This window comes from Flexivirga aerilata, assembly GCF_013002715.1.
GTDB classification, from domain to species: domain Bacteria; phylum Actinomycetota; class Actinomycetes; order Actinomycetales; family Dermatophilaceae; genus Flexivirga; species Flexivirga aerilata.
The window spans coordinates 816,973-833,402 of the sequence record NZ_JABENB010000001.1 but is presented as its reverse complement, the minus strand read 5'-3'; the positions used below and the strand labels follow the sequence as shown (position 1 = coordinate 833,402).

Annotated in this window: 14 protein-coding genes and 2 tRNA genes; 11 read left to right on the top strand and 5 right to left on the bottom strand. The window is 69.2% G+C overall.

Features of this window, described 5'->3' with window-relative positions:
- Nucleotides 1–2: 2 nt before the first annotated feature.
- Nucleotides 3–815, top strand: a complete 813-nt coding sequence (locus HJ588_RS03925; RefSeq protein WP_171152123.1) for a class I SAM-dependent methyltransferase — start codon at nucleotides 3–5, stop codon at nucleotides 813–815.
- Here HJ588_RS03925 and HJ588_RS03920 read toward each other — a convergent pair.
- On the bottom strand, nucleotides 775–1,830 hold the full coding sequence (locus HJ588_RS03920) for an alpha/beta hydrolase-fold protein (RefSeq protein WP_171152121.1): 1,056 nt from the start codon (nucleotides 1,828–1,830) through the stop codon (nucleotides 775–777). The genes HJ588_RS03925 and HJ588_RS03920 overlap by 41 nt on opposite strands.
- 98 nt (nucleotides 1,831–1,928) lie before the next feature.
- Here HJ588_RS03920 and recF point away from each other — a divergent pair, with 98 nt between their 5' ends.
- The 9 genes from recF (at nucleotide 1,929) to HJ588_RS03880 (ending at nucleotide 11,251) form a co-directional block, all read left to right on the top strand.
- A complete protein-coding gene (recF, locus tag HJ588_RS03915; protein ID WP_171152119.1) occupies nucleotides 1,929–3,077 on the top strand; it encodes a DNA replication/repair protein RecF in 1,149 nt (382 codons plus the stop codon).
- Nucleotides 3,067–3,648 (top strand): DciA family protein, encoded by a 582-nt coding sequence (locus HJ588_RS03910; protein WP_171152117.1) that lies wholly within the window; start codon nucleotides 3,067–3,069, stop codon nucleotides 3,646–3,648. Before recF ends, HJ588_RS03910 begins: the two co-directional genes overlap by 11 nt.
- A gap of 113 nt (nucleotides 3,649–3,761) precedes the next feature.
- The gene (locus HJ588_RS03905; protein WP_171152115.1) at nucleotides 3,762–4,616 is read left to right on the top strand and encodes a hypothetical protein; all 855 of its coding nucleotides are present in this window, start codon (nucleotides 3,762–3,764) and stop codon (nucleotides 4,614–4,616) included.
- 491 nt (nucleotides 4,617–5,107) lie between these two features.
- Entirely contained in the window at nucleotides 5,108–7,204 is a 2,097-nt protein-coding gene (gyrB, locus tag HJ588_RS03900) for a DNA topoisomerase (ATP-hydrolyzing) subunit B (protein ID WP_171152113.1), read from the top strand.
- A gap of 418 nt (nucleotides 7,205–7,622) precedes the next feature.
- Entirely contained in the window at nucleotides 7,623–10,178 is a 2,556-nt protein-coding gene (gene gyrA / locus HJ588_RS03895; RefSeq protein ID WP_246241923.1) for a DNA gyrase subunit A, read from the top strand.
- A complete protein-coding gene (locus HJ588_RS03890) occupies nucleotides 10,175–10,786 on the top strand; it encodes a DUF3566 domain-containing protein (protein WP_343036585.1) in 612 nt (203 codons plus the stop codon). The genes gyrA and HJ588_RS03890 overlap by 4 nt, the downstream gene beginning before the upstream one ends.
- A gap of 120 nt (nucleotides 10,787–10,906) precedes the next feature.
- Nucleotides 10,907–10,983: transfer RNA gene (locus HJ588_RS03885), tRNA-Ile, on the top strand.
- 32 nt (nucleotides 10,984–11,015) lie between these two features.
- A complete protein-coding gene (locus tag HJ588_RS18935) occupies nucleotides 11,016–11,144 on the top strand; it encodes a DLW-39 family protein (RefSeq protein ID WP_212755274.1) in 129 nt (42 codons plus the stop codon).
- A 34-nt stretch (nucleotides 11,145–11,178) separates the two neighbouring features.
- A tRNA-Ala gene (locus tag HJ588_RS03880) sits at nucleotides 11,179–11,251 on the top strand.
- A 205-nt stretch (nucleotides 11,252–11,456) separates the two neighbouring features.
- Here the strand turns inward: HJ588_RS03880 and HJ588_RS03875 are convergent.
- The 3 genes from HJ588_RS03875 to HJ588_RS19715 form a co-directional block, all read right to left on the bottom strand.
- On the bottom strand, nucleotides 11,457–12,068 hold the full coding sequence (locus HJ588_RS03875; protein ID WP_171152108.1) for a TetR/AcrR family transcriptional regulator: 612 nt from the start codon (nucleotides 12,066–12,068) through the stop codon (nucleotides 11,457–11,459).
- 38 nt (nucleotides 12,069–12,106) lie between these two features.
- Entirely contained in the window at nucleotides 12,107–14,308 is a 2,202-nt protein-coding gene (locus HJ588_RS03870) for an MMPL family transporter (protein ID WP_171152106.1), read from the bottom strand.
- Nucleotides 14,309–14,536: 228 nt separating this feature from the next.
- Complete coding sequence (locus HJ588_RS19715) at nucleotides 14,537–14,671, bottom strand: hypothetical protein (protein ID WP_281358802.1); 135 nt, start codon at nucleotides 14,669–14,671, stop codon at nucleotides 14,537–14,539.
- Between the two features lie 80 nt (nucleotides 14,672–14,751).
- Here HJ588_RS19715 and HJ588_RS03865 point away from each other — a divergent pair, with 80 nt between their 5' ends.
- Nucleotides 14,752–15,147, top strand: coding sequence for a VOC family protein (locus HJ588_RS03865; protein ID WP_171152104.1), 396 nt, complete (start codon nucleotides 14,752–14,754; stop codon nucleotides 15,145–15,147).
- On the opposite strand, the gene HJ588_RS03860 is transcribed toward HJ588_RS03865, so the two are convergent.
- The gene (locus tag HJ588_RS03860) at nucleotides 15,144–16,415 is read right to left on the bottom strand and encodes a sigma-70 family RNA polymerase sigma factor (RefSeq protein WP_171152102.1); all 1,272 of its coding nucleotides are present in this window, start codon (nucleotides 16,413–16,415) and stop codon (nucleotides 15,144–15,146) included. The genes HJ588_RS03865 and HJ588_RS03860 overlap by 4 nt on opposite strands.
- Between the last annotated feature and the right edge of the window lie 15 nt (nucleotides 16,416–16,430).

The following is a 16,430-nucleotide window of genomic DNA, read 5'->3' as shown; positions in this document are numbered from 1 at the left end:
GTATGACGAGCCGGGCCACCAGTTTCGGCGCGGTCGCCGCGGCATACGAGCGGTTTCGGCCGGGCTATCCGGATGAGCTGGTCGACCTGGTGCTCGACTACGCCGGACAACCGGTGCGCACCGCGCTGGAGATCGGGGCGGGCACCGGCAAGGCCACCCGCGCCTTCGCCGCCCGCGGAATCGCTGTCACCGCAACGGATCCCGACGCCGCCATGCTGACCGAGCTGCGTCGGCACGTGCCGGACACCGTCACGGTCCGGCAGGGCACGCTCGAACAGCTGGACCAACCCGACGACCTGGACCCGGCCGGCGGCTTCGATCTGGTTTTCGCCGCCGCGGCGTTGCACTGGACCGATCCGGCGACCCGGTGGAGCAGAATTTCCCGATTGCTTGGCAGCAGAGGAGTTTTCGCGTCCTTCGGTGGACCGATGGATCTCGCCGACCCCGACCTCGACGCCACGGTTGCGGACATCACCCGCCCCTACCTCGGCGGCGACCACCACATCCCCGCGCCGGACGGCACCGCGGCCGACAGTGCGATGCAGTGGCCCGGCAGCGAGCTGCTGACGGTGAGCGGGTTCACCGACATACGGCAGGAGACGATCGCGCGAGCGGTGCCGCTGAGCCGCGACGATTTCATCGGACACCTCGGCACGATCTCGGCCTATCTGCAACTGCCCCAACGTGATCGGGCCGAGGTCCTCGAACAGGTCCGCGCTGTCCTGCCCGCGCGGGTGACGCTGCGGGCCGACCTGATCGTGCACCTCGCGCGACTCACTGCGCCGGTGGGGCGAGCACCCCGTCCAGCCAGCTGAACAACGCCGGTTCCATGCGGGCCCAGGTCTGCCAGTTGTGCCCACCGTCGCGCTCGATGTATGCCGGGGCGAGCACGGTGGGCGGCCGCACCGCCGCGGCGAGCGCCGCGATGTTGGACGGCGGACTCCACGTGTCCTGTGCGCTAGTCGCCGCGTAGAGCTGCACCGGCGGACGCTTCGTGGCCAGCTCCAGCGGCGCGTTGCGCACCCGCTCGGCGGTGTCGGTCAGCACCGACGGGTCCCCGGCGAACGGGTCGGCGTCCATGCCGGCCCCGATCCCGAACACCTTCGGATATTGCATGGGCAGCTTGATCGCGCACAGGCCGCCGGTGGAGATGCCGACCAGCGCCCACGCCCGCGGCGTGTGCTCGACCCGGAAGTGCCGGTCGAGCAGTGCCGGGACGTCCTGCGCCATCCAGGTCGCGACCTTCGACTGCGAGGTGTCCGAGCAGTCGGTCTCGACGCCGCCGGGATAGATCTGCGGCATCACCACAAGCGCGGGTTTTATCCTCCCGTCGGCCATGAACTGCGCCAGGCGGCCCGGCATGCCGCCCCGGGTGATCCAGTCCTGCGGCTCGCCCGGGTCACCGTGCAGCAACTCGATGACCGGGAAATTCGTGTGGCGGTAGGCCTTTTCGGCATACTGCGGCGGCGTCCAGACGATCACCTGACCGGCCAGCCGTGAGTGCGGACCGCGGAAGAAGGTGCTGACCGTGCCGCCCTCGTAACGGGTGAAGTCGGCGGTCTGCGGGGGCGGTCCGGACATCACCAGGTGCGACGAGGAGTTGGTGCCGAGCAGGTCCGACCACGAGGCATAGAGGCCGTAGTGGTTGTTGACCCACGTGCCGGCGACCGCGATCGCACACACCTGACAGAGCACCAGCAGCACCAGTCGCTGGGCGACGCGCACCACTCCCGGGCCCCGCACCCGGCCCCACAGCAGCAGCGACAGCACGGCCATCAGCACCGTGCCCGCGATCAAGGCGTAGTAGAACGCGTCCCCCGTCAGGCTCACCCGCCGCACGCTAGGCACCGCCGCCGAACGTCTGCTGGACGTTTGCTGTATGCCGCGTGCGGGCGGCCCCCGGCGAAACGGCTCCTAGACTTGCGGACGTGTTCGTGCGTCACCTGACCTTGCAGGACTTCCGGTCCTACGAGTCGGCCGACCTCGAACTCACGAGCGGCGTCACGACGTTCGTCGGCCTGAACGGGCAGGGCAAGACCAACATCGTCGAGGCGCTCGGCTACCTGGCGAGCCTCTCCTCGCACCGGGTCGCGCAGGACGCGCCGCTGGTGCGCGCCGGCGCAGGGCAGGCGATCGTGCGGGCCGCGGTCCTGCGCGACGGCCGCGAGCAGCAGCTGGAGCTCGAGATCAACCCCGGCCGCGCCAACCGGGCGCGCCTCGGCCGGTCGCCGCTCACCCGCCCGCGCGACCTGCTCGGCAAGCTGCGCACCGTGCTCTTCGCGCCGGAGGACCTTGCCCTGGTCAAGGGCGACCCGAGCGAACGCCGCCGGTTCCTCGACGATCTGCTCGTCGCCCGGCAACCGCGCTGGGCGGGGGCGCGCGCCGACTACGACAAGATCCTGAAGCAACGCAACGCGTTGCTGAAAACCGCTCGTACCGCTGCGGATCGGCAGGCCGCGCTCGCGACCCTGCCGGTCTGGGACAGCCATCTGGCGAAGGTGGGTGCCAACCTCGTCTACGCCCGGTTGCGGCTGTTGCGCGACCTGCAGCCCTACCTCCAGCTGGCGTATGACGAGGTCAGCGCCGGCCAGTCGGACGCGCGGACGTCATACAAGAGCTCGATGTATGACGAACTGGCCGACCAGCTCGCCGCCGGGGAGGTGCCGGACGTCGGCGAGCTCGAGGCGGGATTTGCCAAGACGTTCGAGCAGCAGCACCGCGCCGAGGTCGAGCGCGGCCAGACGCTGGTCGGCCCGCACCGCGACGACGTCGTGCTGCAGCTCGGCTCGTTGCCGGCCAAGGGGTATGCCAGTCACGGCGAGTCGTGGTCCTTCGCGCTCGGCCTGCGGATCGCGGCCTTCCAACTCTTGCGGCACGACCTCGGCACCGACCCGGTGCTGGTGCTGGACGACGTCTTCGCCGAGCTCGACGCCGGCCGCCGGCGCCGCCTCGCGCTGATGGTCGCCGACTGCGAACAGGTGCTGATCACCGCAGCGGTCGGCGACGACGTGCCCGACTCGCTGACCGGCCGCACCTTCACCGTCACTCTCGGGCAGGTGAAGGCCGATGACGACTGAGGACGGCCGGAACGGGCAGGAGCCGGACACGCCGGGGAATCTTGCGGACGATGCCTCGGAGAACGACGGCACCGACGCGCTCGACGCGGCACGCGATGCGCTGCGCCGCGCCCGACTGAGCGCACGGGACAAGGGTTTTCGGCCCGGCGCGCCCGTGCGGCGCCGGGCCCGCAAGGCCGGCGACCTCGGCACCGGACGCGCCCGCGACGACGGCCGCGACCCCGGAGTGCTCGGCGACCAACTCGACAAGCTGCTGGTCGACCGCGGCTGGCAGGTCGACGTCGCGGCCGGCTCGGTCATGGGCCGGTGGGAGGAGATCGTCGGGCCCGACGTCGCGGCCCACGCCCGGCCGGTGACCTTCACCGACGGGGTGCTGACCGTGCGCGCCGAATCCACCGCGTGGGCCACCCAGCTGCGGCTGCTCAGCTCGACGCTCCTCGGCAAGATGGAACAGGCCGTCGGACCCGACGTGGTGCAGGAACTGCGGGTCGTCGGACCCAACGCGCCGAGTTGGGCGAAGGGTCCGCGCAAGGCGCACGGTGGCCGCGGACCGCGCGACACCTACGGATGAGAAGTCGATGAGAAGTCGCTGAGGACGACCGCGAACATTTGGCCGGGCACCGCGTGATGCGCTTACAGTGAAGGCGTTTTTGCACACCGGCACCGGCAGGAAGCAGTAGACACGTGAGTCATGACCAGCCTGGTCAGGACGGGAAAGACCCGCGCGGGGGCCGGGACGAGTTCGACCATTTCTTCACCGACCGGAACGCCCGACGGCCCGAGCAGCGCGATCCGGACGCCACGGCGTGGGGCGAGGCGCCCTACGACGACCGGGCCGGCACCGACCCCTATGACGACCGCACCCAGGCGGCGCAGCCCCCGTCATACGGTGCGGGCGGGCAGGGGTATGGCGACCAGCACAGTTACGTGCAGCCGCCGCGCCCGGACGAGGACTACTACGGCTACGAGCAGGGCGGCGGCCCCTACTACGGGCAGGAGCAGGAGCAGCGGCGGCGCGGCAATGCGTGGGCGCCGGTGCTGGTCATCGTGGCCTCGCTGCTGGTCGTCGGCGTGGTCGCCGCGATCGCGCTGACCCGGTCGAACAACAACGGCAGCTCGCAGGCCAACTCCCCGCTGCCGACCCAGACGGTGACCAAGACCCAGACCCACTCGCCGACCGAGCAGTCGCCGACACAGTCCGAGTCACAGCCGTCGTCCTCGTCGGAGTCCTCCGCATCCTCGTCGCCGTCGTCGGAGTCGAGCTCGGCGTCCCCCAGCACCAGCTACGCCACCGACCTGCCCGCGTCGGCGAGTCCGTGCCCGGGCGGCGCCGACTACGGCACCGGCCCGCGCACCACCTGCGCCTTCGCCGGCGTCGTCGCGTCCCGCTACCAGTCGGCCAAGGACGCCGACGGCAACGCGTCGTTCTCGGCGACCTCGCCCGAGACGCACCAGAGCTACGACGTCACCTGCACCGCCGGCCAGATCGTCACCTGCGTGACGACCACCAACGCCACGGTCTACATGCTGCGCAAGTAGCCGCCATACCGGCGCGGACTTGTCACGTTGCGGGCGGACTTGTCACGTCGGACCCGCACTTGTCACGTTGACGTCGACTTGTCACGTAGTGGGTGGACTTGTCACGTGCTGTAGCACGTGACAAGTCCGCCAAACGTGGACAAGTCCGCACCCAGCGGACAAGTCGGCCAACCGTGGACAAGTCCGCACCCAGCGGACAAGTCGGCCAACCGTGGACAAGTGCGCAGAAGATGGACAAGTGGACCGGCACCGGACGGGTGCGCTGAGCGTTGCGTGAGCCGATTTCCGGACCAGGTCAGGTGTGGGGAGTCGGCGGAGGGTGGGTTCGCGGCTCACATCGGCGTTCAGGGCGTGCCACGCGCCACTGACGGGCTACCAACAGCTATCATGGAAGTCTGATTCGGCATACACGATCGATTGACGGCTCGCCGCGACGTCGGCGGGCCGCCTGTGTGCCCGGATGCGACCACCATGCTGCGTGAAGGAGCACTGTGCCCGAGACACCTGCGCCCCAGGGTTCCCCCGACGAGGAGCAGCCGAAGAAGACGTCGGCGGCCAAGACTGCGAGCAACGGCAGCGCGTCCTACGGCGCCGATGACATCCAGGTGCTGGAAGGCCTGGAGGCGGTCCGCAAGCGACCCGGCATGTACATCGGCTCGACCGGCGCCCGCGGCCTGCACCACCTGATCTGGGAGATCGTGGACAACGCGGTCGACGAGGCGATGGCCGGCTACGGCGACAGCATCGAGGTCACCCTGCTCGCCGACGGTGGCGTGCGGGTGCGTGACCACGCGCGCGGCATCCCGACCGACATCAACAAGGCGTATGGCGTGTCCACGGTCGAGCTGGTGCTCACCCAGCTGCACGCTGGCGGCAAGTTCGGCGGCGGCGGTTACAAGGTGTCCGGCGGCCTGCACGGCGTCGGCTCATCCGTGGTCAACGCACTGTCGACCAAGCTGACCGTCGAGGTACGACGCGACGGCATCGTCTACTACATGGAGTTCGACCACGGCGCTCGCGTCGAGCCGCTGAAGGAGGTCGGCTCGGCCGACCCCGAGGACTCCGGCACCACGATCACCTTCTGGGCCGACGCGGCGATCTTCGACACCACCGACTACGACTTCGAGACAATCCGCGCCCGCTTCCAGCAGTACGCCTTCCTCAACAAGGGCCTGGCGATCACGCTGACCGACGAGCGGCCCCAGCAGGTCGACGAGGGCGCGGAGGAAGAGGCGATGGCCGGCGCCACCGCCGAGGGCGAGGAGTCGGTGGCGAGCGGCGAGGCGCGCACGATCACCTACCGCTACGACGACGGGCTGATCGACTACGTCAAGCACCTCAATTCCTCCAAGCGCAACGAGCCGGTCAACGAGGACATCATCGCCTTCGAGCACGAGGACACCGACCGTCTGCTGTCGGTCGAGGTCGCGATGCAGTGGACCACGGCATTCAGTGAGTCGGTGCACACCTACGCCAACGCGATCAACACGCACGAGGGCGGCACCCACGAGGAAGGCTTCCGGGCCGCGATGACCTCGCTGATCAACACCTTCGCCCGCGCGCAGAAGTTGCTGAAGGAGAAGGACGACAACCTCACCGGTGACGACATCCGCGAGGGCCTCACCGCGGTCATCTCGGTCAAGCTCGGCGAGCCGCAGTTCGAGGGCCAGACCAAGACCAAGCTCGGCAACTCCGAGGTCAAGGGCTTCGTGCAGGGCGCGGTGCGCGACGAGTTCGACCACTGGCTGCAGCAGCACCCGAAGGAGGGTCAGGGCATCGTCCGCAAGGCGATCCAGGCCGCGGCCGCGCGCCTCGCCGCCCGCAAGGCGCGCGAGGCCACCCGCCGCAAGGGCCTGCTGGAGTCCGGCGGCCTGCCCGGCAAGCTCAAGGACTGCCAGAGCAACGACCCGACGGTGTCGGAGATCTTCATCGTCGAGGGCGACTCCGCCGGCGGGTCGGCGGTGCAGGGCCGCAACCCGTTCAACCAGGCGATCCTGCCGATCCGCGGCAAGATCCTCAACGTCGAGAAGGCCCGCATCGACAAGGTGCTGGCCAACAACGAGGTCCAGGCGCTGATCTCCGGCTTCGGCACCGGCATCGGCGAGGACTTCGACATCAGCAAGGCGCGCTACCACAAGATCGTGCTCATGGCCGACGCCGATGTCGACGGCATGCACATCCGCACGCTGCTGCTGACGCTGCTCTTCCGCTTCATGCGGCCGCTGATCGAGGCCGGTTACGTCTACCTGGCGCAGCCGCCGCTCTACCGCATCAAGTGGAGCAACCACGAGCACGAGTTCGCCTTCTCCGACAAGGAGCGCGACGGCCTGATCAGGGTCGGCCAGGCGAACGGCTGGCGGCTGCCGAAGGACAACGCGGTGCAGCGTTACAAGGGTCTCGGCGAGATGAACTACCAGGAGCTGTGGGAGACCACCATGGATCCCGACCACCGCACGCTGTTGCAGGTGACCCTCGACGACGCGGCCGCGGCGGACGAGATCTTCGCCGTACTCATGGGCGAGGACGTCGAGAGCCGGCGCGGGTTCATCCAGCGCAACGCCAAGGACGTCAGGTTCCTTGACATCTGACGAAGCGCGCAGCGGAGGTTGGCGGCGAAGCGTAGCGAGCCGCCGGCCGAAGCGGAGTGCGAGGAAGAGGTCCGAGGGCTTGACATCTGATGATGCGCGCAGCGGAGTGCGAGGTGCGAAGGCTTCACCGAGGAGGGGCTGGTTTCGATACGCCTCCCCCGCTGCGCTCCTCCGGCTACTCAACCAGCGAAGCGATTCCGGCTACTCAACCAGCGGAGCGACTCCGCAACTCAACCAGCCAAGCGATTCACGTGAAACATGCTGATCGACAAGGACATTGATGACTGACGACGACGGCCAGACTCCTCCCGGCGACACCCCGCACGAGATCCTCGGCACCTCGGACCAGGTCGGCGACACGGCGATCACGAGCACCGGCACCGGGACGAACATCGACCCGGTCGACCTCAACACCGAGATGCAGCGAAGCTACATCGATTACGCGATGGCCGTGATCGTCAGCCGCGCGCTGCCCGACGTGCGCGACGGCCTGAAGCCGGTGCACCGCCGCATCGTCTACGCCATGTTCGACGGGGGCTACCGGCCCGACCGCGGCTACAACAAGTGCAGCCGCGTCGTCGGTGACGTGATGGGTCAGTACCACCCGCACGGCGACAGCGCGATCTACGACGCGTTGGTGCGGCTCGCCCAGCCGTGGGCGCTGCGCTACCCGCTGATCGACGGCCAGGGCAACTTCGGTTCCCCGGGCAACGACGGCGCGGCCGCGCCCAGATACACCGAGTGCCGGATGGCGCCGCTGGCGATGGAGCTGGTGCGCGACATCGACAAGGAGACCGTCGACTTCGAGCCCAACTACGACGGCAAGACGATGCAGCCGACCGTGCTGCCGTCGCGTTTCCCCAACCTGCTGGTCAACGGCTCCGGCGGCATCGCCGTCGGTATGGCGACCCAGATCCCCCCGCACAACCTGCGCGAGGTGGCGACCGGCGCCCAGTGGCTGCTGGACCACCCGGAGGCGTCGCGTGAGGAGCTGTTGGAGAAGCTCATCGAGCTGATCCCCGGCCCGGACTTCCCGTCCGGCGCGCTGATCATGGGCCGCAAGGGCATCGAGGACGCCTACCGCACCGGTCGCGGCTCGATCGTGATGCGCGCGGTCGTCAACGTCGAGGAGATCCAGGGCCGGCAGTGCCTGGTCGTCACCGAGCTGCCCTACCAGGTCAACCCGGACGCGCTCGCCGAGAAGATCGCGAGCCTGGTCCGGGACGGCCGCATCGCCGGCATCGCCGACCTGCGTGACGAGACCTCGGGCCGCACCGGCCAGCGCCTCGTCATCGTGCTCAAGCGCGACGCGGTCGCCAAGGTAGTGCTGAACAACCTCTACAAGCACACCCAGCTGCAGCAGAACTTCGGCGCCAACATGCTCGCCCTGGTCGAGGGCGTGCCGCGCACGCTGCCGATCTCGGCCTTCGTGCGGCACTGGGTCGACCACCAGATCGACGTCATCCAGCGACGCACGGCATACCTGCTGCGCAAGGCCGAGGAAGAGATCCACATCCTGCGCGGCCTGCTCAAGGCGCTGGACGCGCTGGACGAGGTTATCGCGTTGATCCGGCGCAGCCCGTCGGTCGACGAGGCCCGCACCGGCCTGATGCAGTTGCTCGACGTCGACGAGATCCAGGCGACGGCGATCCTCAACATGCAGCTGCGCCGCCTCGCCGCCCTCGAGCGGCAGAAGATCATCGACCAGCACGACGAGCTGCAGCGGGCGATCGAGGACTACCAGGACATCCTCGCCAAGCCGGAGCGGCAGCGGCAGATCGTCAGCGACGAGCTGGCTGAGATCGTCGACCACTACGGCGACGACCGGCGCACCCAGATCGTGCCGTTCGACGGTGACATGTCGATGGAGGACCTGATCCCCGAGGAGGACGTGGTCGTCACGATCACCCGGGGCGGTTACGCCAAGCGCACCAAGCTCGGCGAATATCGCGCGCAGCGGCGCGGCGGCAAGGGCGTGCGCGGGGCCAACCTGCGTGGCGACGACGTGGTGTCGCACTTCTTCACCACCTCCACCCACCACTGGCTGCTGTTCTTCACCAACGCCGGCCGGGTCTACCGGGCGAAGGCGTACGAGCTGCCCGAGGGCAGCCGCGACGCCAAGGGTCAGCACGTGGCCAACCTGATGGCGTTCCAGCCGGGCGAGGAGATCGCCCAGGTGATGGCGTTGCGCGACTATGAGCAGTCGCCATACCTGTTGCTCGCCACCAAGCGCGGCCTGGTGAAGAAGACCCGCCTGTCCGAGTACGACTCCCCGCGCACCGGCGGCCTGATCGCGGGCAATCTGCGCGACGGCGACGAGCTCGTCGGCGCCCAGCTGGCGAGCGGCGAGGACGACGTGCTGCTGGTGTCGCACAAGGGTCAGGCGGTGCGCTTCACCGCCTCCGACGCGACACTGCGGCCGATGGGTCGCTCGACCTCGGGCGTCACCGGCATGAAGTTCCGCGACGGCGACGACCTGCTGTCGCTCAACATCGTGCGCGACGGCACCGACCCCGACGTGTTCGTGGTCTTCGAGAACGGCCTGGCCAAGCGCACCGCGGCGTCCGACTACCCGGTCAAGGGTCGGGCGACCCTCGGGGTGAAGGTGGCCGCGATCTCCGAACGCGGCGGCGACCTGGTCGGCGCGCTCACCGTCGACGACACCGACGAGGTGCTCGTGGTGATGGAGAAGGGCAAGATCGTGCGCTCCCGCGTCGACGAGGTGCGCCGCACCGGTCGCTCCACGCAGGGCGTGCGGTTCGCCGTGCCGGGCAAGGGCGACTCGATCGTGGCCGTTGCCCGGAACGCCGAGCGGGAAGTCGAGGATGCCGAGGTTGATGGCGTACCGTCGGGCGAGGCGGAGGCCTCCGACGCCGAGGGTGTGACCGACGGCGTCGACGCGCCCACCGCCGACCAGGCAGACCCTGACCAGGCAGAGACAGAGCAGACCGACGAGCCGGGAGACGACGAGTGAGCAGCGACGCATCCGACGGCCGCGGCGAGGGCGGTTCCGCCCGCACCGCGGAAGTGCCCGCAGCCAAGCTGCCGGGCGCAGCCGGATCCAGCGGGTCCGGTGACGGCAAGGGCGGTTCGTCGACGCGCACCGCTCCCCGGCCCGGTGGCAAGCAGGCTCCGGTCCGTACGCCGGGACGACCCGGTCAGCCGCGGCGTCCCGCCCCGCGACCGGGTGGTCCGCAGGGCCGGCGCCCGGCCCGCTCGACCCCGCGCCGCGTGCGGCTGACCCTCTCCCGGGTCGACCCGTGGTCGGTGATGAAGATCGCCTTCCTGCTGTCGGTGGCGCTCGGCATCGCGATGGTCGTGATGGTCGCCGTGCTGTGGACGGTGCTGCAGGGCATGGGCGTCTGGGGCAACCTCAACGACGTGCTGCGCACGCTCGACAAGAACGGCTCGACCTTCGACATCATGGACTACATCGGCTTCGGCCGGGTCGTCTCCCTGTCGGTGGTGATCGCGGTGATCGACGTGGTGCTGATGACCGCGCTGGCCACGCTGGTCGCGTTCCTCTACAACATCTGCGCCTCGCTCGTCGGCGGCGTGCAGATGACGCTGTCGGACGAGTAGCGACACCTCGCCCCACCGGGGCTCCCGTCATACCGGCTCGTTTTGGTGTGGCGCCCCTCGGTGAGGTAGCCTCGTTCGGCGCCCACGGCGGATTTCTGCCGGGGCGTTCGAACGGTGCACGGGCCTATAGCTCAGTCGGTTAGAGCGCTTCCCTGATAAGGAAGAGGTCACTGGTTCAAGTCCAGTTAGGCCCACCACCGCACCGTCCTCGTCGGATCGGAGCCCGCACATGGTCAAGAAGCTCTTGTTGCTCGTCGGCGTCGCCGCCGGTGCTGCCGTCGTTAAGCAGAAGATGCAGCAGCAGAAGTCGACCAAGGACCTCTGGGCGCAGGCCGCCGACCAGCCCAAGCAGGGCTGACCCACCGCCGCGAACACGCGGCGCTGGTGGTCCAGGGGCCATGGCGCAATTGGTAGCGCACCTGCTTTGCAAGCAGGGGGTTAGGGGTTCGAGTCCCCTTGGCTCCACTGGTGTGTGATCGAAGGCCGCCTCCCATCCGTGGGAGGCGGCCTTCGTCGTGGTGAGGCGGCCGTCGTCGTAGCGCGGCGGGTTGCCGGCAAAAGTCGACCCTCGGCAGAGCAACGCGCCGCGTCTGCGCGGATCGTCGGCGTGTTCGTATGCCGAGGGTCGACTTTTGCGTGCGACCGGCCGCTGATCGCGGCGCGCTCGCCGTCACTCGGCTGCGGCGCGCGACCGGCGGGCGGCGTCGGCCACCCGCTCGGTGATCCCGAACGCGTCGAACAACCGCGTGACGTCGGTGCGGAAGGCGGCCGTCGGGCGGTGCTCGCCGCGTTCGAGCTCGTGCAGCAGCAGTCCGGTGAGGGCATGCGCAACCGTGCTGCCGGCGTCCGGCGGCGTGGTCCACGGGGCGAAGAGCTGCGCCATACCGGCGAAGTAGCTCTCGCTGACCGCGCGCAGTCGAGGGTTGTGGGCCGCGGCGGCGACCAGTTGCGGGATCGCGTCGGACGGGAAGTCCACGCCGTACGGCGCCCTGGCCGCGAACGCCATCGCCGCGTCGATGAGGTCGCTGCGCCCGGACACGACGTTCTCGGCCATCGTCTCCAGCTGGTCGCTGGTGCGCCGCGCACTCTCCTCGAATGCCGCGATGACCAGGTCCTCGGCGGTGCGGAAGTGGTAGGTCGTCGAGGCGAGCGAGGTGCCCGCCGCCGCTGCCACCTTCCGCTGGGTGACCGACCCCGCGCCCTCGCGCACGATGAGCTCCAGAGCAGCGTCGATGAGCGCGGCCCGGGTGCGTGCGCTGCGGGCGCGGCGGCCGTCGATCATGAGAGGTCGGTCCTTGCTGGGTCTTCGGGGGGTCGTTGCTAGGTCTGCGGTGCTTCGGCGGGGTGGAGGCGGTCCTCGAACTCCTTGCTGAGTTTCTCACCCTCGATGTCGGGGTCCGGAATGTGCCGGGCGAACCACTGCGGGTGATACCAGACCTTCGAGCCGACGATCGCCATCAGGGCCGGCACGAGCGTCAGCCGTACGACGAAGGCATCGATGAAAACGCCTGCGGCGAAACCGAATCCGATCGCCTTGATGGTCGGGTCGTCGGTGACCATGAACGCGACGAAGATCGAGAACATGATGAGCGCCGCCGCGGTGACCACGCGGGCGGAGGAGGTGGTGCCGCGCTCGACGGCGCCCCGACCGTCACCGGTCTTGGTGTAGTCCTCCTTGATGCGCGAGACGACGAAAACCTCGTAGTCGCTGGAGAGGCCGAAGATGATCGCGAGCATGATCAGCGGCAGGAAGCTGATGATCTCGCCCTTGGTGACGCCCAACAGGCTTGCACCCCAACCCCATTGGAAGATCGCGACCTCGAGGCCGAACGCCGCTCCGACCGACAGCAGGAAGCCGACGATCGACTTGATCGGGATCAGGATGGTCCGGAACGCGAACGTCAGCAGCACGAACGCCAGCGCCGCCACCACGATCAGGAAGATCGGCAGCGCATCGGTGAGCTTGGTCGAGACGTCGATGTTGGAGGCGGTCTGGCCGCCCACCAGGATCTTGGTGCCCGTCGTGCCCTCGATCTGACTGCGGTTGTCGCGCAGGTGGGTGACCAGATCAGCGGTCTTCGGATCGTTGGGCCCGGTCTTGGGGATCACCGAGATGATCGCGAGCTTGCCCTGACTCACCGTCGGGACCGCGGTCACCACGTTGTCCTGCTTCTGCAGGGCGCCGACGAGCTGCTGCACGTCGGCGGGGCTGTCGACGTTCTGCGCGGTGACCAGCAGCGGGCCGTTGAACCCGACACCGAAGCCCTCGGTGGTCAGGTCGTACGCCTTGCGGGCGGTGTTGTCCTTGGACTGCGACGACCCGCTCGGCAGGCCGAGCTGCATGTCGAGCGCCGGCGACGCCATGACGAGCAGACCCAGCACACCGACGATCAGCACGGGCACCCGGAAGCGGACGACGAACCGCGCCCAGACGCCGCCGGCGCTCTTCTCCGGAGCCTCGACCGCCTGCCGGGCGATCGCCTCGTGGTGCCCGGGCATCCCGGGCGACGGGATGAAGCTGATGACCTTGCGGCCGGCGAACCCCAACGACGCGGGCAGCAGGGTGAGCGCGATCAGCAGTGCGATCAGGACGGCGCCGGCGGCGGCCAGCCCCATCACCGTGAGGAACGGGATGCCGACAACCGCCATACCGCAGAGGGCGACGATGACCGTCAGGCCGGCGAACACCACCGAGCTGCCCGCCGTCCCGACGGCGAGGTAGACCGAGTCCTCCACGTCGAGTCCGGCGATGAGGTTGTTGCGATGCCTGGAGAGGATGAAGACCCCGTAGTCGATGCCGCAGGACAGGCCGAGCATGAGTGCGACGGTGGTCGACGTCGACGCGATGTCGACGACAGCGGCCAGCGCGGTGACCGACATGACCGTTACGATCACGCCGAGAATCGCGTTGATGATCGGCAGGCCGGCCGCGACGAATGCCGCGAAGGTCACCAGCAGCACGATGAACGCGACGACGATGCCGATGATCTCGGGGATCTCACTGATGGTGAATTCCGAGCCGGGATAGACCGATCCGGCGTACTCGACCTGGACGCCCGCGTTGCGAGCGGTGTCGGAGACCGCATTCACCCGGTCGAGAGTCGAGCTGCTGACGTCCTGCGCGGCGTCCTTGTACTGGATGGTGCCGAGCCCGACCTGGCCGGACGGCGACACCTGCTTTGTCGAGAAGGGATCGGTCACCGCGACCACCCCCGGGACCTTGGCCAGCTGGGCCATCGTCTCCTTGACCGCCTGCACGTTGGTCGGGGATGTCAGCTTCTGACTGCCGTGGGTGGCGAACACCACCCGGGTCTGGGCGCCGCCGGCCGCAGGCAGGTCCTTGGCCAGCAGGTCCTGCATCTGCTGGGACTCGGTGCCCGGGATCGTGAAGTTGTCGTTGGTCTTGCCGCCGCTCAGCTGGGCGGTGGCGATCACCGCAGCAGCGACGAGGATCCAGAGCGCGACGACCGTCTTGCGGTGGCGAAAACACCAACGGGCAATGTTTGCAAGGTATTTGGACACTGTGCCTCCCGAACACGACAACCACACCGATAACCACACCGACAAGCACATCGACGCCGGCGGTGGGCGCTCCCAATCTTTCAGTACGATAGTACGGAAATAGGCTCGGGTGAAGTCCGCGAGGTGACCGCGGTCAGCACCGGAGCCACCGACAGAAGATCCCGAGCCGCATGGGGGGCTCGGGATCTTCGGTGTTCGGTCTCGGGGGTCGAGCTCAGTGCGCGCGGTTCAGTGCTCCGCGTCGGAGAGGTCGGCCTGGGCGGAGACACCGCGCAGCGTGATTCCCGCGAAGACCGCGACGCCGACGAGGATCACCGCGGCGATCCCGCCGGGGCGGCTGGTGACCGAGATCCTGTCCTTCATCGATCAGCCCACGCCATCGACCGGGCACACGCCATCGACCGACTCCACCACATCGACCGACTCCACCACGAGGTGAACGCATGCGGATCTACCTGACCCAGGTCTTCGTCGAGGACCAGGCCGCGGCCGAGAAGTTCTACACCGAGGTGCTCGGCTTCCGGGTCAAGCACGACATCCCGCTCGGTGACGCGCGGTGGCTGACCGTGGTCTCGCCCGACGCACCGGACGGCACCGAGCTCCTGCTCGAGCCGAACGGCCACCCGGCCGTCGGTCCCTACACGAGGGCGCTGGTGGCCGACGGCATACCGGCGGCGTCGTTCGCGGTCGACGACGTGCGGGCGGAGTGCGATCGCTTGCAGGACAAGGGTGTTCGCTTCACCCAGCCCCCGACCGACATGGGCGGCGTGACGATCGCGGTCTTCGACGACACCTGCGGCAACCTGATCCAGATCGTGCAGCTGCCGGCGGGCAGCTAACCGAGCGCGCCCGCCCTGCGGCGCAGGATCGCACGCTCGCCGTCGTTGCGAGTGCGGGCCGCCGCCTCGGTGAACGCCGCCCGTGCCTCGTCGCGGCGCCCGGCCCGCTCCAGCAGGTCGCCGCGGACACTCGGCATGAGCGGTGAGTCGCCGAGCGCGTCCTCCCCCAGCTCGTCGAGTATGACGAGACCCGCGTCCGCACCGAACGCGCGACCGTGCGCGACCGCCCGGTTGACCTCGACGACGGGCCCCGGCGCGGCGGAGGCGAGCACGTCATACAGCGCGGCGATGCGTCGCCAGTTGGTGTCCTCCGGCCGCCCGGCGCGGGCGTGTTGCGCGGCGATCGACGCCTGCAGGAAGTAGCGCCCGACCGGTGTGCCCCGCTCCGCGATCGTCTCGGCCCGGGCGAGCGCCGCGAGGCCGCGCCGGATGAGCAACTGGTCCCAGCGCGTCCGGTCCTGTGCCTCCAGCAGCACCGGCGTGCCGTCGGCGTCGAGGCGCGCCGGGATCCGGGATCCCTGGAGCTCCAGCAGCGCCTGCAGCCCGAGCACCTCGACCTCGTCCGGTGCGAGCGCGGCGAGCATCCGCGCCAGGCGCATCGCCTCGTGCGCCAGGTCGGGCCGCATCCAGTCGGCGCCGGAGGTGGCGGCATACCCCTCGTTGAAGATCAGGTAGACGACCGCCATCACGTCGTCGAGCCGCTCCGTGCGTGCGGGCCCGGTCGGCAGCTCGAACTCCGCACGACGCGACGACAACGTCTTCTTGGCGCGCGAAATGCGTTGTGCCATGGTGGATTCCGGCACCAGGAAGCCGCGCGCGATCTCCGCGGTGGTGAGGCCGCCGACCAGCCGCAGGGTCAGTGCGGCGCGCGACTCCGGGGTGAGCGACGGGTGGCAGGACAGGAAGATCAGGCGCAGGACGTCGTCCTCGATGTGGTCGACCTGCGCGTCGAGATCGGGCATCTGGGTCTCGCTCTCCCGGTCGGCGTGCGCCAACTCGGTGACCTTGCGGCGCAGCACCTCCGCGCGGCGGAAGTGGTCGATGCCGCGCCGCTTCGCGGTGGTCATCAGCCACGCACTCGGGTTGCCCGGGATGCCGGTGACCGGCCATTGCTCGAGAGCCGCGACCAGGGCGTCCTGCGCCAGGTCTTCGGCGAGCGCCACGTCCCGCGTCATCCGGGTGAGTGCGCCGACGAGGCGGGCCGATTCGGCCCGCCACGCGGCGACTATCGCCCCGTTCGGATCATCCGCACTGGAAGGCGCCGGCACGGGGGCAGCGTAGTG